Source organism: Xanthomonas sp. CFBP 7698, from assembly GCF_003600855.1.
Classification (GTDB): Bacteria; Pseudomonadota; Gammaproteobacteria; order Xanthomonadales; family Xanthomonadaceae; genus Xanthomonas; species Xanthomonas cannabis.
The window spans coordinates 224,408-238,750 of record NZ_PRDN01000004.1 but is presented as its reverse complement, the minus strand read 5'-3'; the positions used below and the strand labels follow the sequence as shown (position 1 = coordinate 238,750).

Sequence of the window (14,343 nt, the reverse complement as noted above, 5' to 3'; positions counted from 1 at the left end):
TTTTCGGGATTCTTTATGCAAACCATTGGCAATGTCTGGTTATGGGGCGGTTTCGGGGTCGTGGTGATCGCCGCGCTGCTGATCGATCTGGTGCTGATGCGCCACGGCGGCGCGCACAAGGTCACCTTCAAGGAAGCCACTTGGTGGAGCATCGGCTGGGTGCTGCTGGCGCTGGCCTTCAATGCCGGGCTGTGGTGGTACCTGCAGGGCAGCCTGGGCGATGCGCAGGCCGACCAGATCGGGCTGCAGTTCCTCACCGGCTACCTGGTGGAGAAATCCCTGGCGGTCGACAACATCTTCGTGTTCCTGATGGTGATGACCTACTTCGGCGTCCCCGAAGAACAGCGTCAGCGCGTGCTGATCATCGGTGTGCTGGGCGCGATTGTCCTGCGCGCGATCATGATCTTCGCCGGCTCGATGCTGCTGGCCAAGTTCCATTGGCTGCTGTACGTATTCGGCGCGTTCCTGCTGCTGACCGGGATCAAGATGTGGTTCTCCGCCGGCAAGGAGCCGGACCTGGAAGCCAACCCGGTACTGCGCTGGATGCGCAGCCACCTGCGCCTGAGCCCGCAGTACCACGGCAACCTGCTCAGCGTGATCAAGGACGGCAAGCGCTGGTTTACCCCGCTGTTCGTGGTGTTGATCCTGATTGCGGTGATCGATGTGATCTTCGCGGTGGACAGCATCCCGGCGATCTTTGCGATCACCACCGACCCGTTCATCGTGCTCACCTCCAACGTGTTCGCGGTGCTGGGCCTGCGCGCGATGTTCTTCCTGCTGGCCGGCATGGCCGACCGCTTCCACCTGCTGCCGTACGGGCTGGCGGTGATCCTGGTGTTCATCGGCATCAAGATGATGATCATCGATCTGTACAAGATCCCGGTGCTGGTCTCGCTGGCCGTGGTGGTGACGATCCTGATTGCCACCATCGTGCTGAGCCTGCTGCGCCCGCCCAAGGTGGCTGGGCACTGAGAGGCCGGGATTGGGCATTCGGGACCTCGGGATTTGGGAACGCCCGCGCCCTTGCACTGCTCCCAACCATGCGCACCGACCATCTCGACAGGTCCTTGCCCGCTCACCGTCGCGGGACCTTACGTGGCATGGATGCCGCATAAGAGCTACATGGACGTACTTGCAGCGTGTCCCGCGATGGTGGGCGGGCAAGGACCCTGCAGCCACGCAACAGATCATCCGTGATGCGGCGCAGGCTGATGCACCAACGATCGGCGCCGGGATTGGATTATCCCGTCGCCGGGCCTGCTTATCCCGCGCCGGATAGGCTTGTAAAAAAACCCGGGTGGCGCCATCCGTGAAGGTATGACCTCGCATCCAGTTGCCGCCGCCGACACCACCACCCAAGCTCGCCTGGATCGTTCCCGGGTCTTGCGTGCCTTCAATGTGAGCCTGGCCGCCGTGCTGCTGCTGGTGGCGGTGTTCACCGCTCAGGGCATGTTCGACTGGCGCGCCTGGGCGGTGGCGCCGCTGCAGGCCGACGGCCTGCTCGGCATCCTCACCGCACCGTTGCTGCATGGCTCGCTCGCGCATCTGGGCGCCAACGCCGCCGCCTTGCTGATCCTGGGCACGCTGGCCGGCAGCGTGTATCCGCGTGCCACCGCCCTGGCGCTGCCGTTGTTGTGGCTGGGCTCGGGGCTGGGCGCGTGGTTGCTGGGCGAGCCCGGCAGCCGGCATCTGGGCGCCAGCGGCGTCACCCACGGGCTGATGTTTCTGGTCTTCGTGCTGGGCCTGCTGCGCCGCGACCGCCCGGCGATCGCCACCAGCATGATCGCCTTCCTGTTCTACGGCGGCATGCTGGTGACCATCCTGCCGCACGAAGCCGGCGTGTCCTGGCAATCGCATCTGGGTGGCGCGGTGGCCGGCCTGATCGCCGCGCTGCTATTGCGCCTGCGCGACCCACAACAGGCCAGGCCACGTTACAGCTGGGACGACGAGGACGAAGACGCCGCCTGGGAAGTGAGCAACGCCGAACGCGATGTGCTGGAACCGCCGCCGCCGCAACGCGTACCGGTGCTGTGGCAACGCCAGGAAGACGGCTCGGAAAACGTGGTGCTGCACTTTCCGCCACGCGAGCGCCCACCAGGCACGTAGGAGCGCGCTTGCGCGCGATGGGGCGTCATCGGGAAGGCGTCATCGCGCGCAAGCGCGCTCCTACAGACCGCATTGCGTTCAGCGTTTAACGCACTGCATGCTCGCTCAACGCACGCCGCGCCAGACCCGGATCGTCTGCAAAGAATGCATCGATACCGGCATCCAGGTAGACCTTGAGTTCGGCCAACGCTCCTGCGTCATTGCGCTCGGTCACTGCGCCATTGCTGCGGTTGTTGGCGGCCAGGAAATAATTCTCCGGACGAAACGTGTACGGCTGCACCTGCAAGCCTGCCGCATGCGCATCGCGTACCAGGCTGGTTGGCGTGCCCAGGCGTTGCTGCGCATCCACCGGGATGATGCTGCGGATGTCCGGTCCGATCGCATCGGCATAGCCGGCGATCTGCTTCAGGCCATCGAGCGTGATCATCTCCCCGTAGGTCTTGGGTGCTTTATCGACGCCGGCATCGGGCAGCGCCATCTGCGCGCCACCCAGCAACTGCAGCAGACGGATATTGCTGGTGCGCCCGATCTTGCTGCGCAGATAGCGCAAGTTGTTGGTCTCGAACGATTGAATGATTACCGGTGCCGTGCGCGTATACGCGTGCGCCTGCAACGTCGCCAGCACCTTGTCTTCAATGGGCAACTTGAGCGCACTGAAGTAACTCGGGTGCTTGATCTCCGGGATCAGCCCGATCGTGCGCCCGGTGGCAGCCGACTCGGCCGCGACAAAATCGATGATCTCGTCGAAGGTCACGATCTGGAACTGCCCATCCCAGCGCGTACCACGCAACTGCGGCAAGCGCTCGCGTGCACGCAGGGTCTTCAACTCGTTCAAGGTGAAGTCTTCGGTGAACCAGCCTTCCATCGATTGACCATCGATGGTCTTGCGGGTCTTGCGCGCGGCGAACTCCGGATGACTGGCCACATCGGTGGTGCCACTAATCTCGTTCTCGTGGCGCGCCACCAGCACACCATCCTTGGTCGCCACCAGATCCGGCTCGACAAAATCGGCGCCATCGGCAATCGCCTTGGCGTACGAGGCCAGGGTGTGCTCCGGGCGCAACGCGCTGGCGCCACGGTGCGCAAAGATCTGCACCGTTTTCGCCAACGGCGCTTCTGCAACTGCGGGGCCGCTCACGCCGACCATCATCGCTCCCACCAACCAAAGACGACCGAACTGCATCATGCATGTCTCCAACGAAAAGCAGCTAGCAGACCACCGCATGATCGCCACGCGGGCATGGCCGACGAGCGATGCGGCATGTACGACTCTACATCCCGCTCCGCTGTATCGTCCCTACCCGCCTGACAACCACGTGTGACGTCTTGTCAGCACTCTAGAACTGGTTACATCGACGGACATCGGCGTCGGCAGGCAACAGCAAGACCCGCTTTTGCGATTCCCCAATTCCCGATTCCCGTCCTCAGAACTTCGCATCCAGCGTCAGGAAGAACTGCCGCGGCGCGCTGGCATGGAACGCCAACTGCCGCCCGTTTGGATCGCTGTTGGCAAACGCGGTGAGATTGGACGCGTAACGCTTGTCGGTGAGGTTGGTGACATTGAACGAAAGCTTGAGCCCCTGCAGCACACCGACCTGGCCGAAGTCGTACCCGGCGCCGGCATCGAATGAGGTGTAGCCGCCAAAGCCCTGGTCGTTGGTGTAGGTGTAGAAGCGCTCACCGGTGTACTTGCCGCGCAGGTTGACGTTCCAGTTTGCGTAATTGAAGGCAATTTCGCTGGCGAACATGCGCTTGGGCGTATCCACCGTGGTCTTGCCGGCGGTGGGAATAGTTACGCCGTTCTGCACGTAGTTGTCGTCGTAGGTAGAGCGGTTGATCGAGGCCGAGTTGTACCACTGCAGGTAGCTGGTCGGCTTCCAGATCACGGTCAGTTCGCCGCCGCGGCTGCTCACCGAGCCCACGTTGAAAAAGCGCGTGGTGCAGGCCGGCGTGGTGCCCTGCTGGATGCTGGCGCACGGGTTGAGCGAGAGCAGGCGGTTGTCGAAGGTGACGTCGTAACCCACCAGCGATGCCTCGAAGCGATCGCGCACGAAACGGTAGCCGGCTTCCAGCGTGCGCGACTTCTCCGGCTCCAGTGCACCGACGCTTGCATCGAAAGAGGCCTGTGTCACCAGCAACGGACCACCGGCACCACCGCCCTGGAAGGCGGCAATGTTTTCCGCATAGGAGGCAAACAGTTCCTGGCCCTCGGCAACGCGATAGCCCAGCCCGATCTGCGGCAACACCGACTCACTGGCCTTGAGCGAGCCGGTCGCCACCGGCGCTTCCACTGCCACGCCCGGCGTTTCGCGCGCGGTCATTTCGGTGCTCGGGCTCTTGATGCCCAGGTCCAGGCTCAGACGCTCATCCAAGAACTTGAAGTTGCCCTGCACATAGAACTGCCGGGTGGTGATCACGTAGTTCTGTGAGAACAGGCGGCGGTTGGGGTTCTGCAGGAACTTGTCGTCGCTGACCGGGCCGGTGATCCAGTAGAAGTTACGCTCCACATCGTGGTGATTGCGCTCGTACCACAGGCCGGCTTCCAGATGATGCGGGCCCAAGTCCCAACCGAGCGAGGCGATGCCGCCGGTGCGATTGATCCAGTAATTGGTACTGCGGATGGAGATCGGCAATGCCTGCGGCGTGCCCGGATTCGATGCCTGGCCCGGCGACCACCAATGGCCTTGGCCCTTGTTCTCATGGTGATACACCTGCGTATGCAGGCTGATCGCATCGTTGGGCTGGAAGTCGCCGGCCACATAGAACAGGTCGTCGTCGCGCAACGCACGGCTCTGGTAATACGCATCGTCGATGTTGTCGACGCCACCACTGAAACCGCAACGCGCTGCATTGCGCGTGGCCGGCGCGCAATACGCTGCGGCCAAGGCGCGGTTCCAGTCCGGCGCGTACAGGTTCCAGTCCCAGCCCAGACCACGTGCCATACCGCTCTTGGACAGGTACGAATAATCGGCTTGCGAGGTCCGCGAGGTGTCCGCGAACGCGGTCAGCTTGCCACCATCGAACTGATACACACCCTTGGCGTTGAACTGCCGCGTGGTGGTCGGCGATTCCGGGCGCGCCCACATGTCGGCCTCTGCGTTGATACCCGACAGATACGCAGAAAACCCATTGTAATCGCCGGTATCCACGCGCAGGAAGGTGCGGCGATTGGCATCGGAACCCACCGTCTGCGACACCTGCCCGCCAAACACGCTGGACGGGTCGGCCGAGTAGTACTGAATGGTGCCGCCTAGGTTGCTGGTGGAGGCCGTACCCAACGCACCGATGCCCGAGGCCAGCTCCACGCCGCCGAAGTTTTCTGCGATCAGCGCACGGCTGATGTTGAGGCCGTTGTAATTGCCGTAGGCATTGTCGCCCAACGGCAATCCATCGAGCGTGTAGCCCAGGCGCGTGCCGTTGAAGCCGCGCAGGCTGATCGTCTGCGATTCTTCGTTGGCGCCGAACGCATCGTTGGATTGCACGTTCACGCCCGGCATGCGGTTGAGCAACTTCTGGATGCTGGTGCCGGGCGGCAACACCGGGATGTCCTGCTGGGTGATGCGCTGCACCTGGCGTGTTTCGCCCTGGCCGATCACCGACACCGCATCGAGCTGCTGCACGGTGGCCGGGCTGGCGGAGGCATCGGCAGACACGGCGCCAGCTGCATCGGCGGCATGCGCGGCTGGCGACAGCACGAGCGCGGTGAACACGGCAGCACTTAGGAGATGGATCTTGGGCATGGGCGGCACGGGGGACGAGTCAAAAGATGACGGCAAGCGTGCGACAGCTGTCTTGCGCCGATGCGACGCACAGATGACAGTGCGGCGACAACCGCTGCGCCCGCCGCGCCACCACTGCGTTGCGCTGGCATGCGGCTGTCATCTGCACGTCGTAATCTGCAGACTCTTCCGTTGTGCTGCCTGAAGGATCCGCCTCATGTCGTACCGTCTTTCTCGCCCTTTCCACTGGACGTTGGCAGGCCTCGCCGCCATCGCCCTGCTGGCCGGCAGTGGCGGCATGGCGCGTGCGCGGCAAGCGGCGACACCGGCGGATTCGGTGCTCGCCACCGACGTGCGTGGCTACCTCGATAAGGACCAGCTACCCGACAGTCTGCGCTTGGTGCCGCCCCCGCCGCAGGACGGCAGCGCTGCACTCGCCAACGACGAGGCCGTCGCCAAGGCCATGCTGGCGTTGCGCGGTACCCCACGCTGGGACCTGGCAGCGCAGGACGCGGTGCTGAGTTTCCCCGCCGCGGCCAGCCATTTCAGCTGCGCGCTCGGCGTACAGATCGACCCGACCAGCACCCCGCATCTGCTGCGCATGCTCGAGCGCAGCATGCGCGATGCCAGCACCAGCACCAGCGCCGCCAAGGCACGCTACCAACGCCCGCGCCCGTTCATGCGCAACGACCAACCGATGTGCACCCCCGCCGACGACGCGGCCCTGCGCAAGAACGGCTCCTACCCCTCCGGCCACACCGCCATCGGTTGGACCTGGGGCCTGATCCTGTCGGAAATCGCCCCCGCCCACCGCGATGCCCTGCTCGCCCGCGGCCGCGCCTTCGGCGACAGCCGCCTGGTCTGCAATGTGCACTGGCAAAGCGATGTCATCCAGGGCCGCATGCTGGGCGCCGCCACTGTCGCCGCCTTGCACGGCAACCCAGCATTCGAAAAGGACCTGATCGCCGCCCGTCGCGAGATCGAAAAGGCGCAGGCGAAACAGGCGGCTGCATCTACGGTGGCCGTGTGCAATGCGGAAAGCCAAGCGCTGCAGACGACGCTGCCTGGTGTGATGTAGCCAGCGCCGCAACGTCGGCTCAATGGCCGGCGCCCCTTGCCGGGCGTATGTGCGGGCCTGGTTGCAACGCTTTTACGGTGCCGGTGCGCTCTGAGCATGCTGCTTCAACAAAGCAATGAGCATGCTCATAGCATTCGAACAGCTGCACGTAGTGCATCAGCAACTGGCGCGCTCGCGTTTGCCCGCGTCGCGGGTTCGGGTGCGTGACTGCCGCGTCGTTGGCTTATACCGATTCCCTCGATCCATTCGGCTTGTCCCGCGCATCTGCGCCCTTGGGCACAACAGCCATCCTGTAGCTGCTGATTGCGGCCGACAGCCACTCCATCGGTACTGAGCCACAGTGGCCAACCGACACTGCACCTCAGATCAGCTGCAGCATACGCCGTGCCGCGCTGGTCGCCCGTAGCCACCGATGCTCTCCGTCCGGCTGTAAACCCGCACATGCACCCGGCTCAGGAATGAGCGACTCGCTACCGCGATAGCCCCCGGCCTGCCCACAGCGGAGGACGACTGGCAAATGTTGCCTTCGCTTACACGAGTTTGCCCGGCGATACCCGGCCCGAAAGCGCTGTTTCACAAGAAAGTTCCCAACTGGTGACATCCCCGTAAATCCTGGGTTAATCTTCAGACAGCCTTCAGGAATATGACAGCCGTTCAGCTTGCTGTCGCTTGAAGCGCACCTCCCCTCAGCTGCTGCAGGGCAGTCGAGTCCCACGTTTCGAAGTCGTTGTGCGTAATTCATCAGGAGAGAGAGGAATGACGCGTCCAGGAGTTCGTAGTTCGTTGTCCAGGAATATCACGCGCAGTGCCTTGAGCCTCGCCCTGGGCATGTGTGTGGCAGGTGGCGTGCAGGCACAGAGCTCGGTGGGTTCCATCTTCGGTAGCGGGCAGCCAGGCAGCACCATTGCCATTCAGAGCCCGCAGACCGGTGTCACCCGTTCGGTCACCGCCGCGTCCGACGGCAGATTCAGCTTCAACCAGCTGCCGCCGGGCAAATACGTGGTCACCGCCGACGGGGTGACGCGCGAAGTCGAGGTCAAGGTCGGTAGCGGCTCGCAGGTCGTGTTCGGAAGTAACGCCACAACGCTGGACAGGGTCAACGTGATCGGCACCGGCGCGCTCAATCCCATCGATGTCTCGTCGGTTGAATCCACCACGGTCTTCACCGCCGAGCAGATGATTGCATTGCCGGTAGCCAGCGATGTGTCTTCGGTTGCACTGTTGGCGCCAGGTGCGGTGCGAGGCGATAGCGGCCTGGGTGCTGGCAACCTCGCATCGTTCGGCGGCTCGTCGGTGGCCGAGAACGGCTATTACATCAACGGCTTCGACGTGACCAACATGCGCACGTTCCTGTCGTTTGCCAATGTGCCGTTCCAGGGTATCGGGCAGTTGCAGGTCAAGACCGGTGGCTATGGCGCCGAGTATGGCCGCTCGCTGGGCGGCATCGTCAGCATCGTGACCAAGTCCGGCTCCAATGATTGGCATTACGGCGCCAGCGTGGAATGGGCGCCGGACTGGGGCGCGGCAGCAGGTAAGAACGTCCGCGAACGCGACCCCGACGCGTCGGACCCGCTGTACCAGTACCGCAGCGACGATCAGTTCGACAGCACCATTTACTCTGCGTATGCCAGCGGCCCCATCATCAAAGACAGGCTGTTCTTCTTCGCCATGGTGGAGGGACGCAGCGAGACTGAAGACAACTTCTACGCGTTGACGAGCCGGCAGGTTCGCGATGACACGCCGCAAGGCCTGGTCAAGCTCGATTGGTACATCAACGACAGCAATCTGGTCGAATTCACCGGCATCTACAACCAAGCCAAGACCAAGTACCGCACTTACGAATACAACCTCGATGCCAACGGCGATAACCGTTACAACGTCGGCAGGCACGAGTCGCCGATCGAAAGCTATGAGATGGAAAACGGCGGCAAGGTGGGCATCCTGAAATACACCGGGTACTTCACCGACAACTTCACCTTGTCGGCGCAGTACGGCTATCTGAGCAACCTGATCGACTCGCGCCTGCCGGCCAATCCGGCTGGCGGCGAGTGCCCGTGGGCTTACAGCTTTGGACTAACCACCAGCACGGTGGATCGCTACATCGGTTGCAACCCGGGAACGATTTCGACCATCGCCGATCTGAATGCCGAGCCGGACGAAGACATCCGCAAGGCCTTCCGCGTCGATGGCGAGTGGGTGCTGGGCGATCACCGGTTGCGCTTCGGTGTCGATCAGGAAAACTACGAATCCAGCCATCGTGGCCAGACCTATGCTGGCGGCATCAATTGGGCCTATTACCTGGTCCCCAATAATTCGGTTGCCACCGGCGCATTTGCCGGACGTCCGGGCCGCACCGTGAACGGTCAGCTGGTGCCGCGCGGCGCACTGTATGCACGCTCGCGCGTCTATCAAACCAGCAGCTCCAGCTACGAAAACACCAACAGCGCTTTCTATCTTGAAGACAATTGGCAGATCAGCGAGGACTTCCTCGCGGTGCTCGGATTGCGTGGCGAAAAATTCGAGAACAAGAATGGCGATGGTATCGCCTGGGTGGAGTCGGACTACAAGCTCGCCCCGCGACTTGGTTTTTCGTGGGACGTGCTGGGCGATTCCAGCCTGAAGCTGTTCGGCACCGCAGGCCGCTACTACATCCCCGTCGCAACCAACTCGAGTATTCGTGCAACGGGTGCAGAATCGACCGTGTCCAACTGGTACTTCGTCAATGGCTGGAGCGAGGCCGACGGCCGGCCGGTTGGCCAGGGTGCGCAGATCGGCGCTACCCAGACCAACGGCTCGCTAGTTGCGCCAAACCCGGCATCGGTTGCATCCACCAATCTCTCGCCGATGTATCAGGACGAAGTCATTCTCGGTGGGCAGTTGCAGTTGACCGAGAACTGGATGGCAGGCGTGCGCATGATTCGCCGCGAGGTGAAGTCGGGCATGGACGATACCTGCACCACCAATCCCTGGATCGATTGGGCCGCCGATAACGGCTATCCCGATTTCGATCCGGGTTCGGTGCCGAGCTGCTACTTCCTTAACCCAGGCAGCGATGTCACGCTTAATGTCGACTTGAATGGCGATGGCGAAGTGGAACTGGCAACCCTGCCGGCATCGTATCTCGGTCTTCCGGAATATCGACGCATCCATACCGCACTGGAATTCTTCTGGGAGCGCACCGGCGAGAAATTCAACTTCCAGGGCTCATACACGTTTGCCAGAACGCGAGGCAATGTTGAGGGCTACGTCAATTCCACATTGGAACAGGAAGATCCGGGCCTGACGCAGGACTTCGATCACCGTCTGTTTACCGATGGCACCTATGGCCCGACGCCAAACGATCGTCAGCACACCCTCAAGCTGTTCGGTGCCTATAACCTCACGCCGGAATGGCAGTTCGGCGGGAACCTGGTGCTGCAGTCCGGTCGTCCGGTCAATTGCCAGGGCTATATCCCGCTGGACGACATTCCGCAGCCTGACCAGGGCAACCTCAGCGGTTACAGCGGTTCGAGCTTCTATTGCTTGAACGCTGAAGGCACCCGCGTGTTACGGCAGCGCGGCGATGAAGGGCGTACGCCGTGGACCTGGACCTTCGATCTGGCGGCTGCATACATCCCCAACTGGGCCGACAACAAGCTGCGCATCAAGCTCGACGTGTTTAATCTGTTCAATAACGACCGCGTCACCGAGTACAACGAGTTCAGTGAAGCATCCCGCGATGTGATCAGCCCCAACTATTTGAATGACGGCAATTATCAGACGCCGCGCTCGTTCCGCCTGACCGCGCGTTACGACTTCTGATGGCTTGATTGCACATCGGCTCCATCAACACCGGCCTCGAAAGAGGCCGGTGTCCTTTGCGCCAGCCGTTGCGGATCGCTCATCGCGAGCACGCTGCACAGCACCGCATCACTTCCCGATACAAAAACTCGAAAAGATCTTACCCAGCAATTCATCGGCGCTCAGCTTGCCGGTGATCTCGCCGAGTGCCGCATGCGCCAGGCGGAGTTCTTCGGCCGCCAGTTCGAGCTGCTCGAAACCCAGCTCAAGGTCGGCGGCGTCTGCGTGGTGTTCGGCGCGGCGTAGCGCTTCCACATGGCGGGTGCGTGCGGAGAACTCGCCGTCCACGCTGTCGGTTGCGTCGTCCAGCGCGAGCTCGCGCAAGCGGACGTGCAACTGCTCCAGTCCCTGCCCGGTCACCGCCGATACCGCGACCGCATCGCGATCGAGCGCTGCGGGTTCGGCCAGCAGGTCGCATTTGTTGTGGATCCACAGCTGGCGTGGCACTGCATCGATGGCATCGCCGATCGCATCACGTGCAGCCTGCGGGTCGCGTGCGTCCAGCACCACCAGCGCCAGATCGGCGCGTTCAAGTTCGGCGCGGGCGCGGCGCATGCCTTCGCGCTCGATCGCATCGCCGCCCTCGCGCAGGCCGGCAGTGTCGACCAGGGTCAGCTCGAAGCCATCGAGCTGGATGGCCTCGTGCAAGGTGTCGCGTGTCGTGCCGGCGACGTCGGTGACGATGGCGCGGTCGCTGCCGGCCAGCGCGTTGAGGAGCGAACTCTTACCGGCGTTGGGCGGGCCGATCAGCACCGCATGCAAACCGTCGCGCAGCTTGCGCCCGCGCTCTGCGTCACGCAGCAGTTGCGCCAGCAGTGCGCGTGTCTGGGTCAACTCCTGACGCACTTGCGATCCACCCAGCGTGTCCAGCGGCTCATCGGCGAAATCGATCGCCGCTTCGACATGGATGCGCAGACGCGTCAGGCTCTCGCTCACCGCATCCACACGCCGCGAGAACACGCCATCGAGCGAGCGCCGCGCTGCGCGGGCCGCACGCAGATCACTGGCGGCGATGAGATCGGCAATCGCTTCGGCCTGCGCCAGGTCGAGTTTGCCGTTGAGAAACGCGCGTTCGCTGAACTCGCCCGCGCGCGCCTGGCGGGCGCCCGCTGCGATGCAACGCGCCACCACCTGGCGCAGCAGCACCGGGCTGCCGTGGCCCTGCAGCTCCACCACGTCTTCGCCGGTAAAGCTGTGCGGCGCCCGGAACCACACCGCGATGCCATCGTCGATCACCTCGCCCTGCGCATCGCAAAAGCGTGCGTAACGCGCGTGCCGCGGTTGCAGGCCGGCAACGCCCAGCGCTGCGGCGATCTGCACCGATTGCGGGCCTGACAATCGCACGATCCCGATGCCGCCGACCCCGGCCGCACTGGCGATGGCAACGATGGTGGATGTAGCTGAGGACATGGGCGCTGGCTCCAACCTGGATTGCAAAAGAATAAGCGCGGCTCTCAGAACCGCGCGGTAGCAGGCGACGATGCACTGCGGGCGCGTGCGTCGCGCCGAACTGCATGTGTGTTCGACACGCGTGTTTCTTCGGGCACCTGTATGCCGCTCCTCAGCGTCGCCGGATCAAGGCGACTGCAGCGGCGCGCGCCTGCACAGCGCCGCTGCTTGCGGTTGCAGCTCCACAGACGTGGAGTACGCCCTGCGCAACCTGGCGCAATCGCCAGCTACGGCACATGCAGCGCCTACAGTGCGATAGACCGTCGCGCACGAGGGACCGGTTCTAAAGGTGTTTCCTGCCAACATGCCACTTCGGCATGTGGTTGCTGGCGGCAGTCCACACAACCGGATTGCGACGCTGGCGCTGACTGCTGGTAGCCCGCATGCAGAAAGCCCGCCTTGCGGCGGGCCTTCTTCGATTACTTGGCGTTTGCCTGGATGATCTTGCTCGGCTTCTCGCCGTGCTGGCGAATCATCCACCACTGGATCAGCAGACCCAGCCCGCCGTTGACCACCCAGTACAGCACCAGGCCGGCCGGCATGAAGGCCATCATGACGCCGAACACCAGCGGCATGAACTGCATCATCTTGGCCTGCATCGGGTCCATGCCCGGGGTGGGGGTCAGCTTCTGCGTGGCCCACATGATCGCGATGTTGAGCACCGGCAGGATGAAGTACGGGTCGCGTGCAGTCAGATCCTGGATCCAGCCCAACCACGGCGCCTGGCGCAGTTCCACCGACTCCACCAGCACCCAGTACAGCGCGAAGAAGATCGGCATCTGGATCAGCAGCGGCAGGCAGCCACCCATCGGGTTGATCTTTTCCTTCTTGAACAGCTCCATCGTCGCCTGCTGATACTTGACGCGATCGTCGCCGTAGCGCTCCTTCAGCTGCGCCAGGCGCGGCTGGAAGCGACGCATCTTGGCGCCGGACTTGTACTGCGCTGCCGACAGCGGATACAGCGCCAGACGCAGCAGCACCACCAGGCCGATGATGGACCAGCCCCAGTTGTGCAGGAAGCTGTGCAGGTGGCTCAGCACCCAGAACAGGCCCTGGCCGATGATGGCCATGATCGAGAAGCGGCTGTAGTCGACCACGCGATCCAGGCCCTTCACGTCTTCCTTGGCGATCAGGCTGACCAGCTTCGGGCCCACCCACAGGCGTGCCTCGGTGGTCGCGGTCTGGCCCGGCGCCACGGTGAAGGCCGGTCCACGCAGTTCGGCCACGTCACGCGGGCCGTCCTGGTTCAGCACGTACAGCGAGGCCTGGTCCTTTTGCGGAATCCACGCGGTGAAGAAGTGGTGCTGCAGCAGCGCCACCCAGCCGCCGGTGATCTGGCGATTGAGGCCACCGTCGTCCATGTAGTCCTTGAACGCGCGACGCTCGTAACCTTCCTGCGGGCTGTACCAGGTCGCCCCGTTAAAGCTGAAGGAGTCCGGGTTGGTCATGCCGCGGCTGAGGATGGTCGGCACCCGGCTCAGCTTGCGGAACACATAGCCGTTCCACGGCGCGCCGCTCTTGTTGATCACTTCATCCTTGATCGAGATCGCATAGCGGCCACGTTCCAGGGTGAAGGTGCGGCGGATCGACACGCCGTTGGGGCCATTCCACACGAACGGCACCACCAGGGTATTCTGGCCCTTGGCCAGTTCGAACGCGGTGCCCGGCTGCTCGGCGCGGAAGCCGCCCACGCCAGGCACCGGAGAATGCTCGCTGGCCCAGCCGCTGGTGGCGTTATACGGGTGCGCCGGATCTTCAGTCAGCAGGCTGACCGGCGCGGTGCCGTCCTTGGTCTGCGGGAACTGCAGCAGTTCGGCATCGAGCACGCTGCGGCCATCCAGCTTCAGGCGCAGCACGTCCGAGGTCAGGGTCACCACCGGTGCAGCGCCGACAGCCGCCGGCGTCGCGGCAGTGCTGCTGGTCGCCGGCACCGTGCCCGGCGCGCCGGCCTGCGGAATGGCCTGGGCAGCGGGCACATTGGCGGCGCTCGGCGCTGCCGCATCCAGATCACGCGCGGCCGGGACCGATTGCGTGGCCGCTGCAACGGGCGCATTGGCAGCTGCCTTGTCCTTGCCCCACTCCATCCACAGCAGCGCCGCGACCATCAGCCAGGCAAAAATCAGGAAAACACGGGTCTGGTTCATCGGGCAG

Annotated in this window: 8 protein-coding genes; 4 read left to right on the top strand and 4 right to left on the bottom strand. The window is 63.5% G+C overall.

Annotation, left to right across the window (positions count from 1 at the left end):
* Positions 1 to 15: 15 nt before the first annotated feature.
* Both XnspCFBP7698_RS16875 and XnspCFBP7698_RS16870 read left to right on the top strand, forming a co-directional pair.
* Complete coding sequence (locus tag XnspCFBP7698_RS16875) at positions 16 to 972, top strand: TerC family protein (protein WP_104581527.1); 957 nt, start codon at positions 16 to 18, stop codon at positions 970 to 972.
* Positions 973 to 1,317: 345 nt separating this feature from the next.
* A complete protein-coding gene (locus tag XnspCFBP7698_RS16870) occupies positions 1,318 to 2,106 on the top strand; it encodes a rhomboid family intramembrane serine protease (protein WP_104581526.1) in 789 nt (262 codons plus the stop codon).
* An 85-nt stretch (positions 2,107 to 2,191) separates the two neighbouring features.
* Here the strand turns inward: XnspCFBP7698_RS16870 and XnspCFBP7698_RS16865 are convergent, their stop codons facing one another.
* Together XnspCFBP7698_RS16865 and XnspCFBP7698_RS16860 are read right to left on the bottom strand one after the other, a co-directional pair.
* Positions 2,192 to 3,292, bottom strand: a complete 1,101-nt coding sequence (locus XnspCFBP7698_RS16865) for a glycerophosphodiester phosphodiesterase (RefSeq protein WP_146093276.1) — start codon at positions 3,290 to 3,292, stop codon at positions 2,192 to 2,194.
* Positions 3,293 to 3,530: 238 nt separating this feature from the next.
* Positions 3,531 to 5,846, bottom strand: coding sequence for a TonB-dependent receptor (locus XnspCFBP7698_RS16860; protein ID WP_104581524.1), 2,316 nt, complete (start codon positions 5,844 to 5,846; stop codon positions 3,531 to 3,533).
* A 196-nt stretch (positions 5,847 to 6,042) separates the two neighbouring features.
* On the opposite strand from XnspCFBP7698_RS16860, the gene XnspCFBP7698_RS16855 reads away from it, so the two are divergent.
* A complete protein-coding gene (locus XnspCFBP7698_RS16855) occupies positions 6,043 to 6,903 on the top strand; it encodes a phosphatase PAP2 family protein (RefSeq protein ID WP_104581523.1) in 861 nt (286 codons plus the stop codon).
* A 756-nt stretch (positions 6,904 to 7,659) separates the two neighbouring features.
* Entirely contained in the window at positions 7,660 to 10,704 is a 3,045-nt protein-coding gene (locus XnspCFBP7698_RS16850) for a TonB-dependent receptor (RefSeq protein ID WP_104581522.1), read from the top strand.
* Positions 10,705 to 10,812: 108 nt separating this feature from the next.
* Here the strand turns inward: XnspCFBP7698_RS16850 and mnmE are convergent, their stop codons facing one another.
* Both mnmE and yidC read right to left on the bottom strand, forming a co-directional pair.
* On the bottom strand, positions 10,813 to 12,153 hold the full coding sequence (mnmE, locus tag XnspCFBP7698_RS16845) for a tRNA uridine-5-carboxymethylaminomethyl(34) synthesis GTPase MnmE (protein WP_104581521.1): 1,341 nt from the start codon (positions 12,151 to 12,153) through the stop codon (positions 10,813 to 10,815).
* 458 nt (positions 12,154 to 12,611) lie between these two features.
* Positions 12,612 to 14,336: a membrane protein insertase YidC gene (gene yidC / locus XnspCFBP7698_RS16835; RefSeq protein ID WP_104581519.1), complete on the bottom strand. Its 1,725-nt coding sequence runs from the start codon at positions 14,334 to 14,336 to the stop codon at positions 12,612 to 12,614.
* Positions 14,337 to 14,343 lie beyond the last annotated feature (7 nt).